This is a genomic window from Rhodococcus yananensis (assembly GCF_020515525.1).
Lineage (GTDB): Bacteria > Actinomycetota > Actinomycetes > Mycobacteriales > Mycobacteriaceae > Rhodococcus > Rhodococcus yananensis.
The window spans coordinates 1-579 of sequence record NZ_JAIYEP010000174.1 but is presented as its reverse complement, the minus strand read 5'-3'; the positions used below and the strand labels follow the sequence as shown (position 1 = coordinate 579).

The following is a 579-nucleotide window of genomic DNA, read 5'->3' as shown; positions in this document are numbered from 1 at the left end:
TACGAGACCGACGGCAAGAAGTTCTGGACACCCTGTCCGGCGCTTCTTCGCCAGGAGCACCGCAGCACCTGGAGGTGCTACACCGACGCATCGTCGACAGAGACCAGGCACACGCCGCCGTACGACGTCCGCATCGTCGCCGCGGACTTCGACGGGGCGACCCTCGAGCCCATCGACGACGTCGGCAACTACGTCGGCACCGTCCACGAAACCGAGCTGGACGGGCTCGCGTGACCACCCGACACACCGCCACGCCACTCCTCGAGGCCCTCGTCGACCCCCGCCTCGAGGGGGCACGGTGCGCCGGCCACGCGCCAGCATTCGACGCCGAGATCGACGGTGAGCTCGCCGAGGACCGGATGCGGCGACTCGACTGGGCCGTCCGGATGTGCCGCGGCTGCCCCGTCCAGGCCGCGTGCCGCACCGCGGTGCACGAGCAGGACACCCCCGCCGGCATGTGGGCGGGGCGCATGTACGACCCCGGGCCGACCGGGCGACCACGAAAGACCGCATGATGCGCCGACTCGCCCCTCCGCGCCGAATCCCGCGCCACCGACCAACTCACCCACCCACCCCAGG

2 protein-coding genes are annotated in these 579 nt (G+C 71.7%); both read left to right on the top strand.

Annotated features, from left to right (window positions below):
- The coding region (locus tag LDQ05_RS19640) for a hypothetical protein (protein ID WP_226438626.1) at positions 1-234 on the top strand (234 nt) is incomplete at its 5' end.
- Positions 231-515, top strand: coding sequence for a WhiB family transcriptional regulator (locus LDQ05_RS19635; RefSeq protein WP_226438625.1), 285 nt, complete (start codon positions 231-233; stop codon positions 513-515). The genes LDQ05_RS19640 and LDQ05_RS19635, both read left to right, overlap by 4 nt.
- Positions 516-579: the final 64 nt, after the last annotated feature.